Source organism: Streptococcus sanguinis (assembly GCF_026781265.1).
Taxonomy (GTDB): Bacteria; Bacillota; Bacilli; order Lactobacillales; family Streptococcaceae; genus Streptococcus; species Streptococcus sanguinis_T.
In genome coordinates this window covers 261822-283616 of sequence record NZ_JAKUVC010000004.1, presented here as the reverse complement: position 1 = coordinate 283616, position 21795 = coordinate 261822, and the positions used below count along the sequence as shown (strand labels likewise).

Annotated in this window: 18 protein-coding genes and 1 other annotated feature (1 of these 19 cut by a window edge); of the genes, 1 reads left to right on the top strand and 17 read right to left on the bottom strand. The window is 37.0% G+C overall.

The genetic code is table 11. The features are described 5' to 3' along the window. Positions 1 to 13: a sequence feature (ribosomal protein L20 leader region), on the bottom strand (it extends 118 nt beyond the left edge of the window). 26 nt (positions 14 to 39) lie between these two features. After that, complete coding sequence (gene cmk, locus MK370_RS07160) at positions 40 to 717, bottom strand: (d)CMP kinase (RefSeq protein ID WP_268684734.1); 678 nt, start codon at positions 715 to 717, stop codon at positions 40 to 42. A 9-nt stretch (positions 718 to 726) separates the two neighbouring features. Beyond that, the gene (locus MK370_RS07155; protein WP_002897255.1) at positions 727 to 1164 is read right to left on the bottom strand and encodes an SAG1386/EF1546 family surface-associated protein; all 438 of its coding nucleotides are present in this window, start codon (positions 1162 to 1164) and stop codon (positions 727 to 729) included. Positions 1165 to 1209: 45 nt separating this feature from the next. Here MK370_RS07155 and MK370_RS07150 point away from each other — a divergent pair, with 45 nt between their 5' ends. Further along, positions 1210 to 1407: a ferredoxin gene (locus MK370_RS07150; RefSeq protein WP_295345912.1), complete on the top strand. Its 198-nt coding sequence runs from the start codon at positions 1210 to 1212 to the stop codon at positions 1405 to 1407. Here MK370_RS07150 and MK370_RS07145 read toward each other — a convergent pair. From MK370_RS07145 to ppc, 15 genes are all read right to left on the bottom strand, one after another. Beyond that, positions 1404 to 1892 (bottom strand): EbsA family protein, encoded by a 489-nt coding sequence (locus MK370_RS07145; protein ID WP_268684733.1) that lies wholly within the window; start codon positions 1890 to 1892, stop codon positions 1404 to 1406. The genes MK370_RS07150 and MK370_RS07145 overlap by 4 nt on opposite strands. Before the next feature lie 107 nt (positions 1893 to 1999). Continuing rightward, positions 2000 to 3412: a DUF2142 domain-containing protein gene (locus MK370_RS07140; protein ID WP_268684732.1), complete on the bottom strand. Its 1413-nt coding sequence runs from the start codon at positions 3410 to 3412 to the stop codon at positions 2000 to 2002. A 27-nt stretch (positions 3413 to 3439) separates the two neighbouring features. After that, positions 3440 to 5416: a DUF7657 domain-containing protein gene (locus MK370_RS07135; protein ID WP_268684731.1), complete on the bottom strand. Its 1977-nt coding sequence runs from the start codon at positions 5414 to 5416 to the stop codon at positions 3440 to 3442. Next, the gene (locus MK370_RS07130) at positions 5409 to 6332 is read right to left on the bottom strand and encodes a glycosyltransferase family 2 protein (protein ID WP_268684730.1); all 924 of its coding nucleotides are present in this window, start codon (positions 6330 to 6332) and stop codon (positions 5409 to 5411) included. The genes MK370_RS07135 and MK370_RS07130 overlap by 8 nt, the downstream gene beginning before the upstream one ends. 50 nt (positions 6333 to 6382) lie before the next feature. After that, on the bottom strand, positions 6383 to 8041 hold the full coding sequence (locus MK370_RS07125; RefSeq protein WP_268684729.1) for an LTA synthase family protein: 1659 nt from the start codon (positions 8039 to 8041) through the stop codon (positions 6383 to 6385). 6 nt (positions 8042 to 8047) lie between these two features. Further along, a complete protein-coding gene (locus MK370_RS07120) occupies positions 8048 to 9808 on the bottom strand; it encodes a rhamnan synthesis F family protein (protein ID WP_268684728.1) in 1761 nt (586 codons plus the stop codon). Next, positions 9805 to 11535: a glycosyltransferase family 4 protein gene (locus MK370_RS07115; RefSeq protein WP_268684727.1), complete on the bottom strand. Its 1731-nt coding sequence runs from the start codon at positions 11533 to 11535 to the stop codon at positions 9805 to 9807. The genes MK370_RS07120 and MK370_RS07115 overlap by 4 nt, the downstream gene beginning before the upstream one ends. A 20-nt stretch (positions 11536 to 11555) precedes the next feature. Continuing rightward, entirely contained in the window at positions 11556 to 12773 is a 1218-nt protein-coding gene (locus MK370_RS07110) for an ABC transporter ATP-binding protein (protein WP_125340911.1), read from the bottom strand. Next, entirely contained in the window at positions 12773 to 13579 is an 807-nt protein-coding gene (locus MK370_RS07105) for an ABC transporter permease (protein ID WP_125340912.1), read from the bottom strand. The genes MK370_RS07110 and MK370_RS07105 overlap by 1 nt, the downstream gene beginning before the upstream one ends. A gap of 5 nt (positions 13580 to 13584) precedes the next feature. Continuing rightward, on the bottom strand, positions 13585 to 14520 hold the full coding sequence (locus MK370_RS07100) for a glycosyltransferase family 2 protein (protein WP_268684726.1): 936 nt from the start codon (positions 14518 to 14520) through the stop codon (positions 13585 to 13587). Continuing rightward, the gene (gene cps2T / locus MK370_RS07095; protein ID WP_268684725.1) at positions 14517 to 15665 is read right to left on the bottom strand and encodes a beta 1-4 rhamnosyltransferase Cps2T; all 1149 of its coding nucleotides are present in this window, start codon (positions 15663 to 15665) and stop codon (positions 14517 to 14519) included. Before cps2T ends, MK370_RS07100 begins: the two co-directional genes overlap by 4 nt. Before the next feature lie 368 nt (positions 15666 to 16033). Further along, entirely contained in the window at positions 16034 to 17230 is a 1197-nt protein-coding gene (tuf, locus tag MK370_RS07090) for an elongation factor Tu (protein WP_002912857.1), read from the bottom strand. Positions 17231 to 17352: 122 nt separating this feature from the next. Beyond that, entirely contained in the window at positions 17353 to 18351 is a 999-nt protein-coding gene (locus MK370_RS07085) for an anti sigma factor C-terminal domain-containing protein (protein ID WP_268684724.1), read from the bottom strand. After that, positions 18338 to 18808 carry an RNA polymerase sigma factor gene (locus MK370_RS07080; protein ID WP_268684723.1) on the bottom strand — a complete coding sequence of 157 codons (471 nt, stop codon included), beginning with the start codon at positions 18806 to 18808 and terminating at the stop codon, positions 18338 to 18340. Before MK370_RS07080 ends, MK370_RS07085 begins: the two co-directional genes overlap by 14 nt. 121 nt (positions 18809 to 18929) lie before the next feature. Further along, on the bottom strand, positions 18930 to 21776 hold the full coding sequence (gene ppc / locus MK370_RS07075) for a phosphoenolpyruvate carboxylase (RefSeq protein ID WP_268684722.1): 2847 nt from the start codon (positions 21774 to 21776) through the stop codon (positions 18930 to 18932). Positions 21777 to 21795: the final 19 nt, after the last annotated feature.

Below are 21795 nucleotides of genomic sequence, written 5' to 3'. Positions count from 1 at the left end.
TCTGCTTTTCTCAACTCTACTATCATACCAAGTTTCATTTTATTTGTCAATGATTTTTTTCGCTTTTTCTTCGATAAATGCAACAACTTCAGAAATACCAACACCCGTAGTATCAAAATGAAGGGCATCTTCTGCCGGTTTCAATGGTGAAACCTCGCGGTGACTGTCCTTATAATCCCGCTCTGCAATTTCTTCTTTCAGTTTCTCCAAGTCAGCTGGAATGCCTTTTGATAAGTTTTCTTTGTAACGGCGCTCAGCTCTTTCGTCAACGGAGGCAACCAGATAAATCTTGAGCTCAGCCTGAGGCAAGACTACGGTTCCAATATCACGGCCATCCATGACAATCCCTCCCTGAGCTGCAATTTGCTGCTGCAAGGCAACCAGTTTCTCACGGACTTGAGGAATGGCAGATACCCAGGAAACATTATTGGTGACTTCATTTTCTCGAATTGGGTGAGTTACATCCACGTCGCCGACAAAGACAAGCTGCTCGCCATCTTCCGCCCGACCAAAACTGACCGAATGATTATTGAGCAAGTCTACAATTTCAGTGGCATCTGCTTCTGTCAGATGATGCCGCAAAGCCAGATAGGTTGCAGCCCGGTACATGGCTCCTGTATCTAAATAAGTATAGCCAAAATCCTTAGCAACGATCTTAGCAACGGTCGATTTTCCACTGGAAGCAGGACCGTCAATCGCAATTTGAATCTGTTTCATAGCTGGCTCCTACTCAATCTTCACAACGTCACCTGGATTGGCATACCAAGAACCAGTGGACATATGAGAAGGGTTAAGCTGTTCCAGCTTGGCAATAGAAATACCTGCACGCGCCGCAATGGCTGCCTCACCTTCGCCAGGCTGGACAGTCAGAGTTCCCTCAGAGGATTCAGTGGTATTTGCCGCTGGCTGCTCTGCTGTAGAAGACGCTTCACTGCTGGAGCTTGCTGCTGAAGTGCCGTAGAAACCTTCCATTTGGGTTTGTCTATTACTTCCACCAGTAGACAGATAGGTCAGAAAGCACACCACCGCAACCACTAAAATACAGAAAATAATGGTTAATATGGTCAACAAGCGGTCTGCATTCAAAGCGCTAAACTTCTTAGTTCGTTTCAACTTATCTTCTCCGTTATCGTATACATCTTCTTCCCATGGTTCTTTTTCCATGACTTCCTCCTTGAGTTTTTCTTAAAATCTTATTACAATATGGGTATGAAAGTAACACTCATTCCCGAACGGTGCATTGCCTGTGGGCTTTGTCAAACCTACTCAGATCTTTTTGACTATCATGACAATGGCATCGTCAAATTTTACCAGGACGACCAGCTCCTAGAAAAGGAAATCGCTGAGGATCCCGATGTCGTGGAAGCCATCAAAAACTGCCCAACGCGAGCTCTTTTGAAAGACTAGGATTTTTTGGACTGACTGCCATAGTAAGCTTCAAAATAATCAATATGGGTAAAATTATCTACTAATTCTACCTCACCCTTAAAATGCTCATTAAGGGCTAGGGCATTGACAAAATATTTCTTAGGCCACTTGCGCATACAAAAACTCCTGCTGCGGCTCTGACCTTTAAAATATAAGGTAATTGACGTCTTAGTCACTTCGACTTTTTCAATATCTGAAATCTTGACCTTTATCGGAGTAAAGGGATTGGCTGTGATAATTCGCAAGGTTCCATCGTCATAAATGGTAAAATAACGATGAACTCCCATTCCCAGCAAAAACATGAACAAGAAGAAAGAAAACAGAACAAGAGTCGGCACTCGTGAGCTTTCATACATCAAAGCCAGGCCAACAAAAATCGGAATGACCGATAAAGACCAATATATTATCAGGATAGCTACATCTGGCTGCCAGTGATAGCGAACCTTACCGAAAATCTTTATCATGCTCACACCCCCATACTACTAGTTTAGCATAAATTAAGAAAAAATAGAATAGGTAGACTTGCCTATTCTATTTTTTTATTTATGATTTTTAAGTTTAGAAATATTATTTAGAAAATTTGAGTAAAGAAGTAAATTATATAAGTAATCAAAGGAAAGTACGTCACAACTACTATACCATTGAGAAATGGTCGTTTAAGTTTTGCTATATTTGGTATAAATGTCAGTAATAGCAAACTATAGGCGATAAAATACCTTTGTTGAACTCCTTCGATTATATCAGATCCAACGATAGAAAATTGAAGATATAAAATAAGGAAGGTGGATAAAATAATCGCGAAGAAAGAGAGTATTTTGCCTATTTGAATTAAATTGAATTTTTTAATATCTATTTTAGTCACTCTATATTCTTTTTCTTGATAGAGCCAACTGAGTCCATAGGCAACATAATACAGTATGGAAACTAGGATAGGAGGCTTTTGATAAATCACTTCCTCTGCATACCCTAGCTGAATCACTGTATAATCATAAGAGAAAATCTCTCGAAGATACATGCTTATAAAATTAAAAATATTTGAAAAAATATGAGATAACTGCTTAAAGGTATTTACATTTCTCCCAAAGTAAGCACCTGTATTTACATCCTTTATCAATACAATCAATAGTAATGAACAAAGTATTGAGAAGAATAAAGTAAATAAAAGAAAAATATTTATTAATCTACTAGTTAGCTTTTCTTTATTTGCAAAATAGAGCATCGGGAAAACAGATATTATGATTAAGAAAGCTGGTACTTTAGCCAGAGAAATTAAGATAATCGATATTCCTAATTGTATTGCATCTAACTTTTGAAAACTTTTTAACTTTGCTACTTTATAGGTAACTTTAGTTAAACAAGCTACAAAAAAAATGATAGAAATATTTGTAAAAACATCAGCTGAAATAGCGCTGTTTGTTAATAAGATTGTAGGATGAAGACTTAGCGCAGCAATTGTCCACTTACTAAATGGCATTATTCGAATGGACAATATTAAAATGAAAAAGGCAAAGGCCAATCCGGATAATCTCATAAAAATAAATTCAGTTGCTGGAGTTAAATGCAAAATTTTATTCAATAAGACAATCAAGACATAGGGAAAGTAAACGAGAGGATGATAAGGAACGGCATTGGTAGCTGCTTGAAATCTGTTTTTTTCAGAATACTGAAATTTACCAACCTTTGATAAAGGATATAGACCAAATGTATGGTTAGGCCCATTTTTTATAAAATAATCCATAAAAGATTGCTGGGTTTCTGATACCATTCCTCCAAATAAAGCCATATTCCCATTATCATTTTTGTAAACATCACCATTACTAATTTGAATCGCTCTATAATAATGAGACTGTTCATCCATCCAAGAACCGGGATTTCTATATAGTACTGCACCTAAGGCGACAACAAAACTAATACAAAGTGCTATAAAAACATGGCGAGCATATGTTCTATCTTTTATTCCTAATAATTTTTCAATTCTCTCCATTTATGTACTCTCCTAATATATTTATTATTAATACTCCACATTAATTTGATATATTCTATTTCCGTCTTTATCAGGACCATATAGGAGTTGGAATTCTTTCCCAAACTTGATCGCTAAATCTCGACTTGAAATAACATAATTAACATGTAATTCTTTTAAAGTTGCAGTGTTGACTTGCATATCTAAAACATCTGGACTACTGTTAGACATACTTACTTTATCATCAACTAAAATTGGCTTAATATGAGCATAACGATTCCACTCAGTAACATATTTACCATTGATATCTATCTTCTTCATTTCTTCTATATCCGGATAAAATCGGACACCATTAATCATTTTTGCTCCAAACATTTGTGGATAATTATAAAGCATGTTGTTGTCTGTCAACCAAATAGATTGTGGATTTCTTTTGACCATGTCTTTAATTGCTATTCCTAGCTTTTTATTCTCAACAACTGCTGTTCCTCTAACAATTGGATTCACTGTAAAACCAGTTAATAAAGATAAAATTAACATAGATAGAGTAAATAGTTTCTTATATTTTAAAATTCCTAGCAAAAATGTTAAGAAAAGCAGAAAAGCTGACAGTAATATATAGCTTCTTGAGATATAATCCTTATAAACTTGATTGTAAGATATCAAATAGGCAAAGAGAATAAAACTAAGTATACTTATAGGCAGAAGAACTTTAAAAAGCTTCTTGCATTCCATTTTCCAAACAAAGTCAATAAACCAAAAACTAATAAATACTGCTATAACAGCCAAAGCCTGCCAGGCTCTTCCTGATGTCACATAACTGAATAAAGTAATTTTTGCTAACCATTCTGGGACACCAACGAATATATACAGCATGAGAAATACACTGTACAAAGACAATAGAATTCCAAATAGATTTTCCTTAATCTGCTTCTTATATATGATAAAAGGCAAAGCCAAGAGCATAAAAGGAAGAAAATTAAGAGAAGAGGCTAATTCTACTTGATTTAATATAGTAGGAAGCTTATAAGGCAGAAAAAGATTTAAAAATATAGTGACTAGAAATGTGAGAGGAATTCCTCCACCTGTAGAAACTCGACTGCCTGGATAGACTGTTTCTAATGATGCAATAATAGCATCTAAACTTTGATAAATACTAACTCCCAGAATCACAGCAGTGACACAAAGCGTTGTAAACATAATAATCCAATCATTTCTGGACAGTTGCTTTTTTCTCAAAGCTGTAAAAAACTTCACGAGAAAATATATCAAAATAATATAGGCAAAAACAACTTGAAATGCGGGATAAATAACTAAAACAAAGCCGATCAGACTACTGGATAGAAGTGTTGCAAAACTGATCTTAGCAATTAATTTTTCAGAACTAAAATAATAATAAATAGAAACCAAAGCTAGTAAAGTAAACCAGACTACATCTCCCAAATGCTGCATGAACCACCACTGTACGACTGGTGTATAAGTGATAAAGAAAGCCGCTATAAAAGACAACACCTTATTTCCCTTTGTCAAAATCATAATAAACTCAAAAGACAAAAGAATAAGAGTAATAATCTTAAAACACCAATACCAAGATAGAGCACGAGAAGGACTGAGGAATAAAGCTCCCCAGTTAAACGGTTTACCCAAAATAGAAATATGATTGACTGGTGAATGATAAGCTACAATCATATTCTGACCAGACAAACCATAATTCTCATTGACAAGTTGATTGTCAGAATTAACCTGAGAGATAAAAAATGAAGTTTGAACCATCCATTCATCAGATCTAATTCCTCTTGGAATGCCAAAAATAACACCATCTGTATTTGAAAAAGGTGATAACCATTGGCTACCATCTCCTTCAATTCTTGATTTTGACTGAACTCCATTCTGAAGCTCAGTCACCCCCATTCTATTCCAGCTCGCTATGGAACTACCATTAAGATTCAGTGCTAAGCCAAGAATAAAGACTACCAGAGCTAAAGCATATCTGTATTTTATAGCCTTATTAAAAGCATTAATCATAGTATTGATAAACCTCGAGTTCATACTGCATTCGGTTTTGTCGAACTACTGTATCTAAAATGATACCAGCAATAAAAAACAAACCTGCTAAAATCATAAATCCTGTCGCTAAAACTGCTGATGGCAATTTGTCAATCAGGCCTGTATTAGCAAACTCTGCAATAACCGGTAATCCAATAATAAGTCCTACCCAAAATAAGGAAAAAGCTAAAATAGAAAAGAATACCAATGGCTTATAGTCTTTAAATAGACTAAAAATCATTTTAAGAACCTTAAAACCATCAGAAAACGTGCTGAGTTTAGACTCACTTCCCTCAGGACGATCCTTGTAAGTGATTGGTACTTCTACTAGTTTGAAACGCTTATCCATAGCATGAATAGAAAGCTCTGTTTCAATTTCAAATCCTGGAGACAAGACAGGAAATGTCTTAACAAAAAGTCGGTTAAAGCCACGGTAGCCAGTCATAATATCATTGTAGTTTCCCTTATATAGAGAGTTAATCAAGTACTTGACTAAATTATTACCAAAATCATGGAAACCACGTTTATTTTCTTGGGAATAGGTTCCGTTTGAAAGACGATCTCCAATGGTCATATCAGCCATTCCTGAACGCAAAGGAGCTAGCAATTTTTCAACTTCAGCTGCTGGATAGGTATCATCTGCATCAGCCATAATATAATAATCAGCATCAATTTCTCTGAACATAGAACGGACTACATTCCCTTTGCCTTGCCTAGGCTCAAATTTTACAAAAACTCCAGCTTCTCTAGCCAGTTCATTAGTTCTATCCTTTGAATTGTTATCATAAACATAAATGTCTGCTTGAGGTAGAACTGTCTGAAAATCCCTTATAACCTTTTGAATAGTTATTTCTTCATTATATGCTGGAAGCAATACCGCAATTTTTTCTTTCATTTTATATTCTATCTCCTTGTTTTATAAAAAACACTATTGTTACAACAGTCTTACCATCTTGCTGAGGAATAATAATCCACAATATACGTCTCCATCTTTTCTTCTTCGTGTTTAGATAAGTATCGAACTACAGCATCAGATGTATTTGCATAAGTTAATTCTGAAACAAATAAGCTGCTAAAAACTGTCCTGTACTCCTTATTAGCAAATAATGAATTACCTAAGAAATAATTTTCCCTAGAAATATCTAAATAATCTAAAATAGTTGGAGTAAGGTTAACAGAATTTTGCCCCTGAGCATCTAGTATTTGAGGATCGACTCCTTTATAATAGATGAAAAAAGGTACTTTGTCAAGATTGCCCATTCCTCTAGACTGATTAGGAAATGACTTCCTGTATTCATCATCAACATAAGTTGCATGGTCGGTTGTGAAGACTAAAATTGTATTTTCCGAATATTTACTATTGTTAAATTTTTCGATGAATTTCCCAAATTGTATATCTAAATCATAAAAACGGTTTAACAAACGGTCATTTCCATCTGAGTATTTTCTATCAAATGAATTCATGCCAATATGTGTACCAAAAGTATACATTGAGATAAAGAAAGGCTGACCATCAGGCTGATTAGTTATCAATTTATTAAGTTCTTTATAGGCATCCTTATCGAATGTACTTTCCTCCCCCTTAGAAGGCTGTGCATCTAGAACAGAATCAAAACCTAAATGATTTAAATAAGAAGTGAATTCTTCATTATGAGCTTCTGTATTAATAAAAGAAGTATGATAACCTTCTTTCTTCAAAATACTCTGCAGAGAAATCAGATGGTTCTGATCAGAGTTATCTAACTGATAACCTGAATACAGTTGACCAATTATCCCTCTATAAGTTGCAAAGGTATGATTATAATAATTTGAAAAATTCAAAGATTTTGATTGTAATTCTTTAATATTAGGAGTGATATTTCTCTCATCATCAATAATATGCTGAGACATTCCCTCTGTAAAAATAAGAATCACATTAGGTTTCTCTGGTATATTTTTCGGTTTTTTGATAAAGTCTCCAACTTCCTCTTTGTAGAAAAGTTTTTTCTTCTCTGTAGACTCTCTTTCCGCTTTTTGAATCAGCTGAATATAATCATACTCAGCAACTGCTAAATCATAGACCGACTTACCTGGAGAATACTTAAAACCAAAGAATCCTCCCAAAGATAAGTTTAGAGTGAGTGCAGCACTCAAAAGAAACAGAGAAACAACATTATATTTATAAAGGTAGTAGGTAATCTTATTCTGTGTTTCAACATACTTAGTCGGTAGGAAACTAAAGATTAATAATAAAACAATACCTAAACCAAAAATAAAAATTCTTCCTTTAAGAGCCTCCCAGGAGCTTAGATTATTTAACATAATAAGAGTTACAAAGCTATTTCCAAAAAAAAGAACTAATATCTCGACGTTATAGAAGAGAATAAACAAATTATTAATAAAGCACCCAATAATTTGATGTTTTTTAATGAAAAAATTTGAAACAAGAAAAATAATAATCAACTCTAGCAAAGGAACAATGACATATAGTAAATTCCCTGTTGTCTTCAACGTTAAAAAGCTAATAATAATAGAGAATAGATATTTAAGTACTGTAAATCGATAATCTTTGTATTTAGTATAAAAAGAACTATAATCTATTTTGCGCTTTTTTTTTCCAAACATTTTAATCTAATTCCTAATCTTTCTAATCATCCTCTTAACAATATATTTAATTGCACTTGCTGGACCAAGGAAAATATATTTAGCCGCACCTTTTAAACCTCCTATATTATCAAAGTTTACATAGGTATTTGGTAAGGTGTCCGGACGAATATTTAAAACATTATTATCAACAAAAGGTGTGATATATATTTCATTTCGAGAAATAGCATAATCAAATCGCTGCGACCAAGCTAGATAAACTAAAATGCGCTCAATAGAGTGTAATATTGTATGCTGTGGAAGTGGCTCTTTCGGAATATCCTCATCTTTAAGTTCTATGTCAAACAGAGGCTTTAGTGCATCATATTTGAACCATATAAATGTACCATAACTCATAATAAAAGTGTTCAAACTATTAAAATCTATAGCTCGATCGATATTCATTCTTTCCCAAAGGATATTCATATCGTCCGCAAATTTATTTTCATTTAAAGGATCCACAATCTTTGTATAGCGGAAAAAGGTTGGTATATCTGCAATCACAAGTCCCAATCGTTCATTATTTTCTAAATTAACGAGAATCGAATTGGCAGGTTTTATCAGCATATCAAAAAGTTCATTTCTCCAGGAATCACCAACCCAATATGGATATTCTGGAGACTTTTTGGTATGGAAGTGTCCAATGTAATCATAAGACGATAGCTCTTCCTTTAGCTTCAACATAGGAATAATGTCTCGTCCACGATTTCCTGTTAAATAAATATTCGCTTTTTGATGCCGTTTTGCTAAAATAATTTCAATTTCTGATTTTTTATTTTCCGAATCAGTTGTTAAAAATAGGTCATAATCAAAATTAAAATATTGGAATCCATCCAAAAATTCTTCTAATAAGTCTACATAAAATGTATGGAGATGTACAGCTACTTTCTTTTTGTTTGAATATGCATCATTTTTATTTTGAAGGACCTTTCTATCAATCAGATAAGGCGGTGTTGGTTGACTGACATCTGACATATGAGACAAGATAAATTCTACCGGATAGTCAGACACCTCTTCAATCTCTTTCAGTAAATATGGAGATAAATGTTGACTTAAATCAAAAGTTTTAATTTTAATAAAAGGAACCTTATATTCCAAAAGAATATGTGGATAATGAATAGTAAAATTACTATGGAAAAAATCTTCCTTTAGTGAAAGAGTATTTAAAATAGCTTGATATTGGAATCCTGCATCAGTAAATTTTTTCGTATATTGTGTTTCATAATTGTCAATAACATTTTGTACATCTGTATAATTTTCAACAGATTTCCAAAAAATTTGAAAAATTTCTGATTGAACTAGATTTTTCTTGAAAGAAATAAAATATGATTGAAGATGCTCGTTAATAAACAAATTTCGTTGCTTAACTTCTTGATGATTCGTCATTCCCCAAAAATCAATATCAGAATCTGATTCATATTTTTGATAAATTGGCTCCATATCCCAAAGTGGTCCAAAACAAGTATCATTCATGACAGTCACCGAATCATACTCTTTCAGTGATTCAAAACCAACCAACTCCATTCCATCATGCCAAGCACCAAAATCATAACCAGTATTTTCCCGTTGAAGGAAGACATCAATCAACCCTTTTTCACGAAGTTTATCAACTTCAGATTCACTAAGTTGACTATTTGAAATAAATATTAATTTTTCAAATAAAGGTCTCATATGCTCAAGTTGATAATGAACATGGCGGCTGATATGATCATATTTATTAAAATGAACATAAATTAATAATCGTTTCATTTCTTTCTCCTAAAGAAGTTTATAATTTTAGTCGAAAGCTGCCAACGCCTGCTTCCGATTATAGCATGATATTGCTGGTTTAATGCCTGGTATTGCTCTTCTAATTGAATTATTCTTTCTTGCAAAGATAAATTGTCTAAATGAAGTTCTGATAATTCAGTTAAAAGTGATCCTTCCCTCATTGGTTCAAAAATATCTTTCATCTCATAAAAAAAGGTAAATTTCGTTTCAGAAATACTCTCTAAATTATAATGAATTTGAGGATCATTTTTACCGAAAAGTAAACTATCTGCTAAAGCTATTCCATTTGTAAAATCAATGGGAATCTCCTCATGTTTTTTATAGGTCTGCAGTTTTACATTTTTATAATAACTGGGAATCTCAGATAAATCTACCCTCAACCTCATAACATCAGAAGGAAGTTTAACGTAAATTTCATCAGAATATTCCAATGGAAATCTCAAACTGTTTTCTTCTGAAAAATTTTCTCCTAATTTTGAGTAAAAGAATGTTACAAATTGTTTCTTAATATCAAATACACTATGGTTTGGCAAAGTATTTCCCAGTAGCAATTCAATTGCTTGCAAGCTATTCTTTACAGGAGACAAAGATTTTTCAATTCTACTTAAAAGGGCTTTATAACAATTTTCAATGGTGTAAAGTTGCTTAGCTACTTGACTGGTCTCCAATGAAGCACATTTATAAATTTGGAAATTTTCAATCACATTTTCTAAAGTTTCTGTAAGAGATTCTATATTGCCTAGAGGATATACAAATCCTGTATTAAAAATATTACGAACTGTAGAATATCCTAAATTATCAGAAACAATTGTAGGAACTCCTTTTAGAATTGCCTCAATGAAAACCAAGGAGAACGATTCTGATTTAGAATTGAAAACACAGATATCCGAAGATGTGATTTCTTTCCATGGAAGATTCCGATATCCTAAAAACCTTACCTGAGTCAATGAATGTTTCTCTATAAATTCGTCACATTCCTGCTTAATCTCTTCTTCCCAATCTCCTATAAAAATTAAGGGGATATCAAATCTTCCTAGCTTAAGATAGGCTTGCAACAGCTCCATCTGATTTTTATTTTCATTAATTAAACCAACGGAAACTATTCTTATTTGTTCTCCTTTACCAAGTGATTCATTAGAGATTTCTGTAAAAGGAATAAACGATTGCAACTTAAGATTTCGATTTCCAATTTTTTCCAGCGACTTTTTCAAATTGCCTTGGACAGCAAAAACCTCTTCTGAATTATCAAGCATAAAATCGAACTTGTCTACATAATAGGCAAACTCTCTTTCGGGAAATTCGTGAATAAGCCAAAAATGTGGAACTGATTCACAAGCCGCTGCCAAAGCACCCTGAAATACATTCGCAGTATTAGAAATAACCAGTTCAATTTTATTTTTTGAAATAATATCCCTTATATCTTGAATATTCTTTTGGTAAAACAGAACTCTTTCTTCTTTCGACAAAAGATGATTCCCTGGCGCTTCTTCCCACCACCATTTTACAGTCGTAAGTGGAAATAATTTAACACCTGCATCCTGTAATTTATCTCGATACGCTCTATGTGTAGGATGTCCATTTTCAGGATAAACATTAAAAATATTGTAATCTAACTGTGCTAGATAAACCATCAAATTTGTAATAGATTTCTCAGCACCGTTATCCAAAGTTCCTGTTGGTGAAACAAATAAAATACTTTTGCCCATATCTCAACCTTTAAAGACCTTTACTCATTTAATTCATGCCAATTGCCATTTCTAACCAATAGCCCCGTCGCAGAATCAAGTGCAGATTTATCGTTGTCAGGAATATCTTTTCTTTCGATAAATACAATCGGTGCTTTTGCTGATGATGCAAAAGCTAGAACCCGTTTCTCTGAATCACGAATAGTTGCTTCTAATCTAAGTCGAGCTTGATTAAGAAAGGGAAGTTTACATTTATATATTATTTTTTTCTTTCCAATACCTTGCGTTTTTAGATTCATTGAATTGTCATTGTAATAGCCATAATTGGTATTAATATCTACAAAAGACATAGCAATATGAGATTCAATATCTTCTAATTGTTTAAATGTAAACTCAAATTCAAGTTCTTGTTCTGGAGTAACTTGCGCTTTTGATAATAGCTTAACTTCAAAATCTTCAACCAAAAGCCTTTGTTCCCTTAATTTTTCAGATTCCTGAGACTCTTTAATTGGTTGAATAGCAGCATTATCAAAACTGTACTGGTTAGCCACATCATCTGGATTACCGATAGCCTTGACCAAGCCATTTTCAATTAAGACAGCCTTATTACAATACTTTTTAACAGCTCCCATGTCATGGGTCACCAGAATAGTCGTCTTGCCCGACTCCTTACGATCTTTGAAGTAGTCATTACACTTACGCTGAAAGGCTTCGTCCCCGACAGCCAAGACCTCGTCCAAAATCAGAATATCCCCCTGAGCCTTGATGGCCACAGAAAAGGCCAGACGCACTTGCATACCGCTGGAGTAGTTCTTGAGCTTTTGGTTCATAAACTCACCCAGCTCAGCAAACTCCACGATATCATCGTACATGGCGTCTACTTCTTCTGTTGAGAATCCCAGCATGGCACCATTCATATAGACATTTTCGCGACCAGTTAGTTCTGGATTGAAGCCGACGCCCAGTTCGATAAAGGAAACCAACTTACCATCAATCGTTACCTTGCCCTTCTCCGGGATATAAATCTCAGAGATAATTTTCAAGAGGGTGGACTTACCAGAGCCATTGCGACCGACAATCCCGTAGAAGTCCCCTTTTTCAACTTCAAAGGAAATATCTTTCAAAACATGCTGTTCTTTGTAGCCTTTAATCCCCTTAAAACGATTGACCAAACTGGTTCTCAAACTCTGAGTAGCCTCAGTAGGCAATCGAAAGAATTTACTTACATGGTCGACTTTTACTGCAATATTATTTGACATTATAAAATCTCCGCAAATCTCTTAGCATTTTTATTAAAAATATAGTAACCAATCAAGAAAATGAAAATTGGCAAAATATAGGGAATGATAGAAATAAAACGATTCCCGATCAAATCCCATCCACGCATACTTCCTGAAAAAACAACAAAATGACGTAAATCCTGAATAATTTGAGCAAGAGGATTAAGCATCATAATTTTAGCAATAGTTACTTGGCCTCGTTGAATAATGAACGTAAGCGAGTAAATAATTGGCGTTGCATATAAGCCAGCCTGCAATACTACTTCCCAAATTGGTCCAATGTCACGATATTTTACAAAAAAAGTTGCTAGAATAAAAGCAAATCCTGTAGAAACTAAAACCAACTCAACAAACAGAGGCAGGATAATTAGCCATCCTAGTGTCAAAGGAACACCATTAATCAAAGCAAAAACAGCAACTACCAATAAATTAATAGCATAGTTAATCGCTGCGCCTGCAATAGATGAAAAAATAATAATTGACTTTGAAAAATTTAGCTTTCGTAATAAATCACCTCGCGAGACAATTGACATCATTCCCATATTAGTTGCCTCTGTAAAGAAATTCCAAGTTACCATTCCTAAAAGGAGAGATACTGCATAATGTGGTGTTCCATCATCAAATCTCAAAAATCGAACGAAAACAAGATACATAATCGAAAATAGCAACAAAGGTTTTAAAATTGACCATAGATGTCCAATAAAGCTTCCTTGATAACGTAATTTAAAATCAGTTTTAATCATCTCTCGTAAGAGAATCCTGTTTTTTCTATTAAAAAAATCCATGAATATTACTCCTTATAAGCAAACTTTGTGAGAATGAGGCTGGTAAAAACCAGGGTATGAAAAGTGCGGTTTTTACGGTAGCCGTACTGGTGAATCCTGCGCCAGCGCTCCTTAAAAGGCACCTCCATAATGGTCACAAAGTTCTCAATTAACTCTCTATTTTCAGCAGTCAGTGGCAAGACCAGCAAATTTCTAGCCTGGGTCTGACTGTCTTTTATCAATTTCCAATATTTGGCAAAAAGGACATGGGGACGAACCCAGTTTTTTAGGCGTTTTTTGAGCGTTCGAGCTCCTAGCACATTATTCGAATGCTGCCGATAGAGCTCACCCGGCTTGTCAATATAGACTAGATTGCCAAAAGCTACAGCCAGCAAGCCCAGATACCAGTCGTGCATGAGCAGTTCATGCTCTTCTTTACCAGTCCAAAGTTGGGCCAAGGCGCGATTTATCATAGAAACACCTCCCGTCACCGTATTCTCCGTCAACTCTTGGATTAGTTCTGTATTAGCGTGATCTGACTGAGTGCGAATCATACTTTCGTGAACAACCTGTAGCTCTTGATCCACGACTTTCAAGTCAGTATAAACCAGCAAGGGCTGACTGCTATCATATTTGTCTGCCTCAGCCAATTGCATGGCAATCTTGTCTGGCAGCCAAACGTCATCTTGGTCGCTAAAGAGATAGAAGTCCGAATCTTGGTATTGAAGCAGGCTATGAAAACTCTGAATGACACCCAGATTTTGTGGATTTTCCCGATTAATAAAGGAAATGCGGTCATCCTTGCGGCAAAAGTCTTCGATGACAGCACGCGTCCCATCTGTAGAGCCATCATCACGAATCAGCAGCTGCCAATCCCTATATGTTTGCTCTTGGATACTCTTAATCTGCTCGGCCAGAAACTGTTCCCCATTATAGGTGGACAGAAGAATGGTTACTTTCATGATAAAAATAAATCCTCGTATTCACCCACAATTTTTTCCCAGGTGTAGTTTTCTTTCATATTTTCTTTGGCGGCTTGACCTAGCTCCGTAAACTCTGTTTGAGTATCTACTCGGTCAATCAGCTGGGCCAACTGGCCGGGTTCTTTTTGCCAGTAGAGAGCCGTCTCTTTTGCTACCTTCCGATTGAAGTCCACATCCAGCACCAAATTAGCATCTGTCTGAGCCAGAGCCTCCAAGAGCCCCGGATTGGTCCCACCAACCTCATGTCCATGTATGTATGCAAAAGCATGATTACGCATATATTTGAGCAGATTCTGATCATAGACCGTCCCAGCAAATTTAATGCGAGAATCACGGTCAAAGCCTGTTTTCTGCTTGAGCTCTTCAAAATAGGGATTGCCCTCATGATTGCAGATAATCAGCAAATCACGTTGGGTTTTGGATTTCATAAATTCTTGAATGATTGTTTCATAGTTGTTTTCCGGAACGAAGCGTCCGACAATGAGGTAATAGTCTTTTTCCTTACTGGCCCACTTTTCAAAGAATACCCTGACCTTGCCTTCGTTTTCTGTCAGATTGGACAGATAAAGGTCGGTTCCATAAGCGATACAGGTCGTTTTAGCCCAAGGATAAGCTTTTTGAATATAGCTTTCGATGCCTTGGTTGTCCGCTATAACCAAGTCTGCATGCTTGGTCATGACCTTCTCAGAATACTTGAGATAAGCTTGGACTGGCTTAGACCACTTGGCCCGCTTCCACTCCAACCCGTCAGGATTGATAAAAAATTGACCGCCTGCCTGATGGATACGACGAGCAAAGGGAAAGATAAAAGCACCAATCGTATTTCCAAGAATGTAAAAAATTGGCTGCTCAATCTGCTCTTTCTTAGCAAACTTGAGGGCATAGGAAACGGCCATCATATCATAGGCAATTACACGGGCTGGGCCAAGCTTGGGTGGCTTGACTGTAAAGCAGTCTACTCCCTTGTAGTCAAAATGATGAAAAGCTTCATCATCTGATAAGCAGGCCACATGATACTGGATTTGAGAAGAGATTTGATGCTCTGCCAATTTCTCAACAAAGGTTTCAAATCCTCCATATTTGGCAGGAAGTCCTCGACTCCCGATGATGAAGACATGTTTCATGATTTCCCTCAATTCAAGATTTTACAATCCATTCTATTATACCACTTTCTAGTTTGTTTGTATAACCAGAAGCAAAAAATCCTTCATTACCCTTACAAGAAAAATACGAAAGTCACTTTGTTTTTAAATTAACCTATCCATTGTAGATTTTTTTAGATTACTTTCAAATACACTCATTTATTATACCTTATACTAGTTCGCTTTCCTTACACCAGTACGACCTACAGATATCCTGCTCTGACTAAAAAACTATCCCCCTAAAGCCTTTCTAACCTCATCACTCCTTAAATACAGAAAATATACAAAAAAACCCCGTTTTCACGGGGTTTAGTGTCTGACTATAATTGTTATCTGGGAACGGAATCGAATTAAGCTTCGATTTCTGTAACCATACCTGAACCAACGGTACGTCCACCTTCACGGATAGAGAAAGTAGTACCTTGTTCAACGGCGATTGGGTGGATCAACTCAACGTCGATTGTTACGTTATCACCAGGCATTACCATTTCAGTACCTGCTGGAAGTTCGATTGAACCTGTAACGTCAGTTGTACGGAAGTAGAACTGTGGACGGTAGTTGTTGAAGAATGGAGTGTGACGTCCGCCTTCTTCTTTAGTAAGGATATAAACTTCACCCTTGAATTTAGTGTGTGGGTTGATTGAACCTGGTTTAGCAATAACTTGTCCACGTTCGATTTCATCACGTTGGATACCACGGAGAAGCACACCTACGTTGTCCCCTGCAAGACCTTCGTCAAGCTGTTTACGGAACATTTCAACACCAGTAACAACTGCTTTTTGGATTTCTTCTTTGATACCAACGATTTCGATTTCGTCGTTGACTTTAACGATACCACGGTCGATACGTCCTGAAGCAACTGTACCACGACCAGTGATTGAGAATACGTCTTCGACAGGAAGAAGCAATGGCTTGTCAGTATCGCGTTCTGGTTCTGGGATGTACTCATCAACAGTGTCCATCAATTCCATGATGATGTCTTCAAATTTAGAGTCACCTTCAAGAGCTTTAAGAGCTGAACCTTGGATAACTGGAAGATCGTCACCTGGGAAGTCGTATTCTGACAAGAGGTCACGGATTTCCATTTCAACCAATTCAAGCAATTCTTCATCGTCAACCAAGTCAACTTTGTTCATGAAGACGATCAAGTGCTTAACACCAACCTGACGTGAAAGCAAGATGTGCTCACGAGTTTGTGGCATTGGTCCGTCAGTTGAAGCTACTACAAGGATAGCTCCGTCCATTTGAGCGGCACCAGTGATCATGTTTTTAACGTAGTCCGCGTGTCCTGGAGCGTCGATGTGAGCGTAGTGACGCTTAGCAGTTTCATACTCAACGTGCGCAGTGTTGATGGTGATTCCGCGTTCGCGTTCTTCTGGAGCAGCATCGATAGACGCATAGTCTTTAGGTTGGTTAACTGCTGAAGGCAAGCGACGTGCCAATACAGTTGTGATAGCTGCAGTCAAAGTAGTTTTACCGTGGTCAACGTGTCCAATGGTACCAATGTTAACGTGTGGTTTACTACGATCGTATTTTTCTTTTGCCATTTGAGTAAAAGCCTCCAATAAAATATATTTTATAGATAGACAGTAGGCAATACAGTCTAACTTTCCTTACTATTTTATCAAATTTAAATGAAAATGCAAGTCTTTTAGTATTTTTTTGTGAATTATTCCTTGTCTAATTTGTAGTAAGGTTGATTTTGAATTGAGGCTCCAATACTGGAAGCATAGTTCCATTCCTTCCCTTCTAGTTGAGCAAAATTTTCGGATTTTCCGGTAAGAATGACACCTGAAAAAGTCAATTGATCTCGATTCTTTTCCTCGCGAATATCTAACTGGCCGAATTTCTTAAGATAGGCTTCAATGTCATTGTACATACTGTAGTTGTTAACAGTTGGGAAAAAGGTTTTATCAGTTTCTTTTAAATAGTCTAAGAAAGTCTGTTGCTCTTGCTTAGCCTCTTCGCTCTCTTTTTTGCCGTCCGACGGATAGGGATTAAGCAGCGTACTATTAGCTCCGTAAGTCGTCTGAGGATCGGTGCGCAATGCCATACCATTTTCACCATCTTCTGACTGACTGCCAATCCAGTACCAGTTAATCTTGAGGTTGCTCGGTATCATCTGCTGGATTTTCTTATAAGTGTAAGGTTTATCAAAAGTCAGAGCTATTTCTACCAATTGATTCGGCATTTCTTTGACAGAAGCCAACTCCTTAGGTATGGAATTACTATCCTTTGTTCCTTTGGCATTGATATTATAGAAGACCGGATATTTCTGCCGAAGTTCTCGCGTATAGGTCCCTGATTTAGCGGAATAAGTTCCCTCCGAAGTCGGATTTTTATAAGAGCCTGTTAGTGAATAGTTCCCCTCATAAGCTGGATAAGCCACTCTCACTCCATTCAAGTCTTTAAAACGATCGGAACGTAAGGTTCCTGAGAAATAAGAAGTTTGTGTGTAATAAAGACTGTCATAGTCAACATTAGGGTAGGCGATTTCGGACATAATTTCGTACTGTTTCTGCAAGTCTCGTCCGTTACCAGAGGCTAATTCTGCCAGCCCCTTTCCTAGAAGACCTAAGAGAACTAAAGATACAAAGGAACTAATGACGACTGTCTTCCAGAGTCTCTTTCTCCTACTTTTCTTTGCAATAATTTTAAATGTTTCCATTTCGATAACCTTTCTTTTCCAGCTCCTTTCGGAGTTTAGCACGACTGCGCATCAGCTGAATCTTGACCTTGCTCACTGAGTAAGACATGATTTGGGCAATCTCCTTGACCGTGAAATCTTGAAAATAATAGAGTTCTAAAAGCGCAGCTTCCTTAGACGGCAGTTCCTCTATTGCACTTCTTAGCAGCTCATAATCTTCATTTTCAAAAGGAATAACTGAGTGATTTGTAAAAAATTCCTTTTTTAAAATTTCTAAATATCGCTTATCTCTTCTATATCTGTCGATGTAGCGCCGGATAGAGACCCGATACATCCAAGCTCGCATCTTCTCTGCCGGAATAATAATTTCTGTTTCCAACATTTTAACAAAAACATCTTGAACCACATCTTCTGCTTCCACTTTAGAAGCCCCTGACTTCTGCAGATAGGAGACAATCTCACGAGCAAAACCTATCAAGATTATTTCATATTCATCCAGTCTAATAAGCTCACCCCCTCCTTCACTAGTATAACGAATTAAGTAGCCCTTTGGTTACAAAAATAGAAAAAACCGGAACAATTCCGATTTTCTCTTTGTATTAACCAGAGTTTCGTAGACCAGTCGCAATACCATTGATGGTGATGTGAATCAGCTTTTCTTGATCCGGTGTAAGCAGACCGTTGCGCTGACGCTTGATTAGTTCTAGCTGGATATAGTTCAAAACATTGAAGTAAGGCATGCGGTAGTCCAAGCTGTCTCTTAGATAAGTGTTTTCTGCCAAGAGCTCATCATGACCTTCAATCTCCAAAATGACATCCTTGGTCAGCTGCCACTCATCCAAAATAATATTGAAAATATCTCGCACATTCTGATCTTCACAAAGCTGTGCATACTCAAAAGCGATATTCATATTTGACTTAGACAGAACCATGTCTACATTTGATAAGAGCGACTTGAAGAAAGGCCATCTCTTATACATAAATTGCAGAAAGGCTAAATTATTTTCCGGATCTTCATCAATAAATTCCTTGAAACTTGACCCGACACCATACCAGCCCGGAAACATAACCCGACTTTGAGACCATGAGAAGACCCATGGAATGGCCCTGAGGCCGCCGATTTCAGTGATGGTTTTACGAGCAGCTGGACGAGAACCGATATTAAAGCTAGAGATAGCCTTGATGGGGCTAGATTCAAAGAAGTAATCGTAAAAACGCTCATCCCCAAAGACTAAATCACGGTAAATCTGATAACTGCGATTGACTACTTGGTCCATGATTCGCTCATATTTATCAGAAGTATGGCTATCACTCTTCTTATGAGTTACCATGCGGTTAATGGCAGCAGACACCAGCATTTCCAAGTTATAGTAGGCTGCATCCTTGTTACCATATTTATTACCAATGACTTCCCCTTGCTCAGTCAGACGGATCCGGTCATTGATACTGCGGAGTGGCTGAGAAGTGATGGCTTCATAAGTTGGACCACCACCACGCCCTACTGTACCTCCCCGGCCATGGAAGAAGGTAATTTTCACACCAAATTTGTCACCGATAGCTGTCAACTGCTGCTGAGCCTTGTAGAGGGTCCAGCAAGAAGACAGGTAGCCTCCGTCCTTATTACTGTCTGAATAGCCCAACATGATTTCTTGATAATTGTCTTTAGAGGCAATCCACTTCTGTGCAATCGGTAGAGACAGATATTTCTCCATGGTATCGCAGGAATTGTCCAAGTCCTCAATGGTTTCAAAGAGCGGAACAATCTGGACACGAGCTCCATTTTCATCAATCAGCCCCACTTCCTTAAGCATAATAGCCAACTCAAATAGATCTGATACACTGGTCGAGTGAGAAATAATATTCTTCTTAATCACTTCCTCACCAATGGCATCTTTTAGCTGACGGGCCGTTTTGAAAATTTCCAGTTCTTTTTGCAGGAGTTCGGATTTAGATTCATGAGTAGCAGACAGAATACGAGGATCTTCAAGCAGCTGTTTGAGGAGGACCTGACATTTTTCTTCTTCCGACAGACTACTATAATCCTGGACAATATTAGCTGAAGCCAAGAGCTCAGCCACACAGGCTTCATGAACACTGGAATCCTGCCGCATATCAATGCTGGCCAAGTAGAAGCCAAAAACATCAACTGCTTGGAGAAGTTCAGTCAAGTCGCCACTTACCAAGGCTTCGCCATGGTGTTCGATAAGAGAATCATAAATGACCTGCAAGTCTTCTTTAAATTCCTGAGCTGTTTTGTAAGAATGTGTTTCTTCTTTCTTCAGCTCAGTCAGAGTCTCGCTGATACGAGACTGGATATAATTAGGGATGATTTCTCTTCCTTTATTGCTGACAGAAAGGTTGGCCTTCGCAGACAATTTTTCCTCAGTTCGATTAGTCAATCGCTGACCGTCAGTTGAAAAGTTGCCTTCTTTTAGGTAAAGCAAGGTTTGAATCAGTTTAGACTGGATATAGTGGAAAGCACGGCGGTAAGGCTCATTTTCTCGATAAACAGATTTATCAGTAGACAGAGCTGCCATTTCTGCTACTGCCTGACTGGTTTCTGAGAGATTGGTCGATAGTGAGAAGGTGCGATAGAGTGTATAAACCTTGTCAATATAATAGTTGAGGATGACTTCACTCTGGAGGGTAGCTGATAGTTTGAGGGTTTCTGCTGTTACAAAAGGATTGCCATCCCGGTCGCCGCCAATCCACATTCCCATGGTAATTGGCTTAGGATTATCCAGCTTGATGCCCCGCTCTTCTGCCAAGCGTCTGTATTCAACCATAAAGTTGGTGATTGCTTGCAGGAACGAGCTGTTATAGTACTCCATGACGTTGGTAATCTCATTGGTCACTTTCAGCTTCTTCTCACGGATCATATCTGTCTGCATCATAAGCTCAATATAGCGGCGGAGATTTCCTAGCCACTTCTTCTCATTGACCAGGCCAGCCTTAACATCACGATGCTGGCGCAGTAGACTATGGATATGATTGGTTAAGTCCAGAACGGTCTTACGCTGAACCTGAGTCGGGTGAGCTGTCAGGACTGGCACAACATTCAGATTTTCCAGAATCTCCTGAGCATTTTCCCGCGTTGAAATCAGATCAATGGTTGTTGATAGCTTGCCAAGATAATCCTGATTTATATTGTTTTGATGGTTGATTTCATAAGCTAGGTCAACATCTTCTGAGATATTAATCAAGAGCGGCAAAATAGAGAAATAACGGGAGATATAGACCATTTCATCTGTCGTCAGTTCTTCTACAATTGCTTTTAACTCATGATATTTGGAGTTAACAGCCAGCTCCTCCATAAGGGAGATTTTTTCAAAGGTCTCAGGGCCGAGAAGATTCCGAGTAATATCAGCAAGCAAGTCTGTCAAAATGGCGACTTCTTCTCGAATCACTTCTTTATTGCTGTAGCTTTCTAATTTGTTAAATGACATAATCTGCACCTTTCATTTT

Coding starts and splice junctions, on each gene's coding strand:
- cmk (WP_268684734.1), bottom strand. CDS start 717: ATGAAACAGATTCAAATTGCGATTGACGGTCCTGCTTCCAGTGGAAAA.
- MK370_RS07155 (WP_002897255.1), bottom strand. CDS start 1,164: ATGGAAAAAGAACCATGGGAAGAAGATGTATACGATAACGGAGAAGAT.
- MK370_RS07150 (WP_295345912.1), top strand. CDS start 1,210: ATGAAAGTAACACTCATTCCCGAACGGTGCATTGCCTGTGGGCTTTGT.
- MK370_RS07145 (WP_268684733.1), bottom strand. CDS start 1,892: ATGATAAAGATTTTCGGTAAGGTTCGCTATCACTGGCAGCCAGATGTA.
- MK370_RS07140 (WP_268684732.1), bottom strand. CDS start 3,412: ATGGAGAGAATTGAAAAATTATTAGGAATAAAAGATAGAACATATGCT.
- MK370_RS07135 (WP_268684731.1), bottom strand. CDS start 5,416: ATGATTAATGCTTTTAATAAGGCTATAAAATACAGATATGCTTTAGCT.
- MK370_RS07130 (WP_268684730.1), bottom strand. CDS start 6,332: ATGAAAGAAAAAATTGCGGTATTGCTTCCAGCATATAATGAAGAAATA.
- MK370_RS07125 (WP_268684729.1), bottom strand. CDS start 8,041: ATGTTTGGAAAAAAAAAGCGCAAAATAGATTATAGTTCTTTTTATACT.
- MK370_RS07120 (WP_268684728.1), bottom strand. CDS start 9,808: ATGAAACGATTATTAATTTATGTTCATTTTAATAAATATGATCATATC.
- MK370_RS07115 (WP_268684727.1), bottom strand. CDS start 11,535: ATGGGCAAAAGTATTTTATTTGTTTCACCAACAGGAACTTTGGATAAC.
- MK370_RS07110 (WP_125340911.1), bottom strand. CDS start 12,773: ATGTCAAATAATATTGCAGTAAAAGTCGACCATGTAAGTAAATTCTTT.
- MK370_RS07105 (WP_125340912.1), bottom strand. CDS start 13,579: ATGGATTTTTTTAATAGAAAAAACAGGATTCTCTTACGAGAGATGATT.
- MK370_RS07100 (WP_268684726.1), bottom strand. CDS start 14,520: ATGAAAGTAACCATTCTTCTGTCCACCTATAATGGGGAACAGTTTCTG.
- cps2T (WP_268684725.1), bottom strand. CDS start 15,665: ATGAAACATGTCTTCATCATCGGGAGTCGAGGACTTCCTGCCAAATAT.
- tuf (WP_002912857.1), bottom strand. CDS start 17,230: ATGGCAAAAGAAAAATACGATCGTAGTAAACCACACGTTAACATTGGT.
- MK370_RS07085 (WP_268684724.1), bottom strand. CDS start 18,351: ATGGAAACATTTAAAATTATTGCAAAGAAAAGTAGGAGAAAGAGACTC.
- ppc (WP_268684722.1), bottom strand. CDS start 21,776: ATGTCATTTAACAAATTAGAAAGCTACAGCAATAAAGAAGTGATTCGA.